This is a genomic window from Actinomadura sp. NPDC049753, assembly GCF_040674655.1.
Lineage (GTDB): Bacteria > Actinomycetota > Actinomycetes > Streptosporangiales > Streptosporangiaceae > Spirillospora > Spirillospora verrucosospora.
This window is the reverse complement of the sequence record NZ_JBFARL010000382.1, coordinates 1-3,333: the sequence shown is the minus strand read 5'-3', so window position 1 is coordinate 3,333 and position 3,333 is coordinate 1. Positions and strand designations below refer to the sequence as shown.

Below are 3,333 nucleotides of genomic sequence, written 5' to 3'. Positions count from 1 at the left end.
CCGCGTCCATCAGGTGCCGGCCCACGATCGTGTACTGCTCGGGACGGATGCCGAGCGAGGCGTGCTTGTGCGCGATCCGCGAGAGGATCTGCTGGCGCCGACGACCAGCGCGTAGGGGGGCGCGCCGCGCTGGGTGGCCAGCCAGCCGATCGCGGTCTGCAGCCCGAACACGAACCCGGTGCAGGCGGCGGAGATGTCGAACGCGGCGGCGCGGCGGGCGCCCAGCATCGTCTGCACGCGGCAGGCGGTGGACGGGGCGATCACGTCGGGCGTGGAGGTGCCGAGCACGATCAGGCCGAGGTCGGCGGCGTCCAGGCCCGCCGCCTCCAGCGCCCGGCGGGCGGCGGCCGCGGCCAGGTCGGAGGCGGCCTCGCCGGGGGCGACGACGTGCCGCCGCCTGATCCCGGTGCGGCGCTCGATCCAGTCCGGTTCCAGGCCCAGCGAGCGGGACAGGTCGGCGCTGTGCGCGACGTCGCGGGGAAGGTGGGCGCCGGTTCCGCGGATGGCCCACCCCCGCCCGCCGTCCCGCGCCGCTCCGCTGTGGTCCGCCCGGGCCGGCCGGTACGCGTCGGGCACGGTCATGCGGGGCCTCCCCCCGTCACCGGACTGGCGGTTGTCAGTCCCATCCCATAAGTGAATAATCCCATTTCAGGGTTTTGGTCCATAACTGAAAGCTAAGCGGCCGTTGTCGTAAAGGAAAAGGCAGCCTTCCTTCCAGGTAAGGAGACCCCGCGTGCCCGCACCACGATTCCGCCCGGCCGAACAGCTCGAACCCGACGACGTCTGCGCCTTCCTGTTCCCCGGCACCGGCTCCGCCGGGGTCCCCGACCTGCCCGCCCTCGCCCGCACCGGCGCCGGCGCCGCCCGAGCCGTCGCCGACGTCCTGGACGCCGTGCAGGAGGGCCTGCCCCCCAAGGGATGGCCGCGCCTGCGCTCGATCCTCATGGACGATCCCGGCGGCTACCGGGAGGCCGCCCGCACTCCCGGCGTCGCCCAGCTCGCCGGCTACGCCGCGTCCGTGGCCGTCGACCGCGCCCTGCGCGCCCACGGCGTCCACCCCGGCTTCGCGGTCGGGCAGAGCTTCGGGGAGATCGCCGCGCTGGTGTGCGCGGGCGCGTTCTCCATCGCCGACGGCGCCCGCATGGGCGTGGCCGCCGTCGGCGTCCTGGCCCGGCACGGCGGGGGAGGCGGCATGGGGCTGTTGGAGGCCGGGGAGGACCGCACCCGCGCCTGCATCGACGCCGCCGGCGCACCGGAGGTGGTCGTCGCGTGCCTGAACGCCCCGCAGGTCACGGTCGTGTCGGGTCCCGACGGGCCCTTGGACGCCGTCCTGGACACCGCACGCGGCCAGGGCGTGAACGCCGTGCGGCTCGCGGTGCCCTACCTGTCCCACCATCCCGCGATGGCCGGCGCCGACGAGGAGTGGTACGCGATGATCCGCGGCTTCCCGCAGCGGCCCCTGGAGCTGACGGTCCACTCGCCGGTCCGCGGCCGCGCCTACCGCGACGACGACGACCTGCACCGCGCCATGGCCGACTGCATCGTCAAACCCGTCCGGCTGCCGGACTCCCTGCGCGCCGTGCACGCGGCGGGCGCGACGGTCTTCACCGAGGCGGGCGCGGGCAACGCGCTGTGCCAGTGCGCGCGGCTGACCCTGCCGGACGCGCGGACGATGGCGCCGCTGCGCGACCGCCCCCGCCACGGCCTGACCGGCAAGGCCGCCCCCGGCGTCACCCCCTCCGGCGAGCGAAAGGACCCCTCGTGACCTCCGACGCCGACTCCCTGCGGCAGTTCGTGCACGGCTCCACCCTCGACGCCAAGACACGCGCGCGGCTGGAGGAGGCCGTCCCCGAGGAGTTCTTCACCGTCCCGGCCGGGCTCACCGCGCCCGACCGGCACGCGCTCACCTACGAGCGGCTGCGCCGCGCGGGACGGGCCGCGCCGCCCGCCGGCGAGCTGCTGGCCGACCCGCCGGCCCTGTGCGCGCTGCTGGAGCGTGCCGCGATCGCCGACCCGCCGCTGTTCCACATGATGCTGCTGCACTACACGCTCGCGCTCGGCCCGGTCCTGCGGTTCGGCGCCGGGCAGGAGGAGACGCGGCCGCTGCGCGAGTCCCTGGAGTCGATGGACTCGTTCGGCACGCTGCTGATGACCGAGGTGGGACGCAGCAACAGCCATCTGTCGCCCCGCACCATCGCCCGCCACGACCCCGCCACGGGCGGGTTCGTCCTCAGCACCCCCGACGCGCAGGCCGCCAAGTTCCCCACCAACACCGCCCACCCGGACCTGCCCAAGACCGCCGCCGTCTACGCCACCCTCGTCCACGGCGGCCAGGAGCGCGGCGTGTTCGTGTTCGCCGTGCCGCTGCGCGGACCCGGCGGCGCCGCCCCGCCCGGCGTGCGGATCGTCCCGGCGCCCGAGACCACCGGGCTGCAGATCGACTACGCCGCCGTCCTGCTGGAGGACGTCCGCGTCCCCTACGGGGCGTGGCTGCGCGACGGCGCGGCCATCGGGCCCGACGGGGACTTCCACGACCCGCACGGGCCCGCCGCCGCGCGGCTCACCCGCTCGATGGGCATCGCCCCGCCGGTGTGGCGGGCGGTCGTGTCGGCCTCCGCCGCGATCACCCGGGCGGCCGCCGCGATGCTGCTGGCCCACTCGGCGGGCCGCACCACCCTCGGCCGGCTGGCGCCGCGCCGCCCCCTGACCGACTACCGCAACCAGCAGGAGGCGGTGCTGGGAGCGCTGGCGTCCGCCTACGCCCTCACCGCCGTCGCCGCCCACGTCACCACCCCGCGGCCCCCGGACCACGCGGCGGCCGGGGCGGGGGACGCGGGCGAGGCCGGGGGGCCGGCGACCGCGTGGGCGCCGTGGTCGGCGGTCGACCGGGACCTGGCGCTGCTGAAGGCCGCCGCGACCGTCCAGGCGCAGGAGACGGTGTCGGCGTGCCGGGTGCACAGCGGCGCCCCCGGGTTCGCCGCCGTCGAGCGCCTCAACGCCTACCGGGGCCTGGCGCACGCCTACCAGAACGCCGGCGGCGACAACGCGCTCATCCTCTACGACACCGCGCGGGCGATGGCCGACCGCGACCGCTACGTCCCGCCCGAACCGGAGCTCGGGCCGCCCGACGACGGCGACCTGGACTCCCCGCGCGTGTGGCTGTTCCTGGCGCGCGACGCCGAGCGCCGCCTGCGCGACCGGCTCGCCGGACGGGTCCAGGCCGCCCTGCGCGACGGGCTCTGGCGCGGGCCGGGCCCGTGCGACAGGATGGAGCGTCCTTTTCGCCGAGGAGGGGTCATGGACTGGCGCGACGTGATCGACGAGCTGGACGCG

Annotated in this window: 3 protein-coding genes; 2 read left to right on the top strand and 1 reads right to left on the bottom strand. The window is 76.4% G+C overall.

Annotated features, from left to right (window positions below; all coding sequences use genetic code 11):
- Positions 1–9: 9 nt before the first annotated feature.
- Complete coding sequence (locus tag AB0K37_RS41230) at positions 10–582, bottom strand: hypothetical protein (RefSeq protein ID WP_363991422.1); 573 nt, start codon at positions 580–582, stop codon at positions 10–12.
- A gap of 151 nt (positions 583–733) precedes the next feature.
- Here AB0K37_RS41230 and AB0K37_RS41225 point away from each other — a divergent pair, with 151 nt between their 5' ends.
- Positions 734–1,765, top strand: coding sequence for an acyltransferase domain-containing protein (locus AB0K37_RS41225; protein ID WP_363991419.1), 1,032 nt, complete (start codon positions 734–736; stop codon positions 1,763–1,765).
- Positions 1,762–3,333: hypothetical protein (locus AB0K37_RS41220; protein WP_363991416.1), on the top strand; the 1,572-nt coding region annotated here is incomplete at its 3' end. The genes AB0K37_RS41225 and AB0K37_RS41220, both read left to right, overlap by 4 nt.

Coding starts and splice junctions, on each gene's coding strand:
- AB0K37_RS41230 (WP_363991422.1), bottom strand. CDS start 582: ATGACCGTGCCCGACGCGTACCGGCCGGCCCGGGCGGACCACAGCGGA.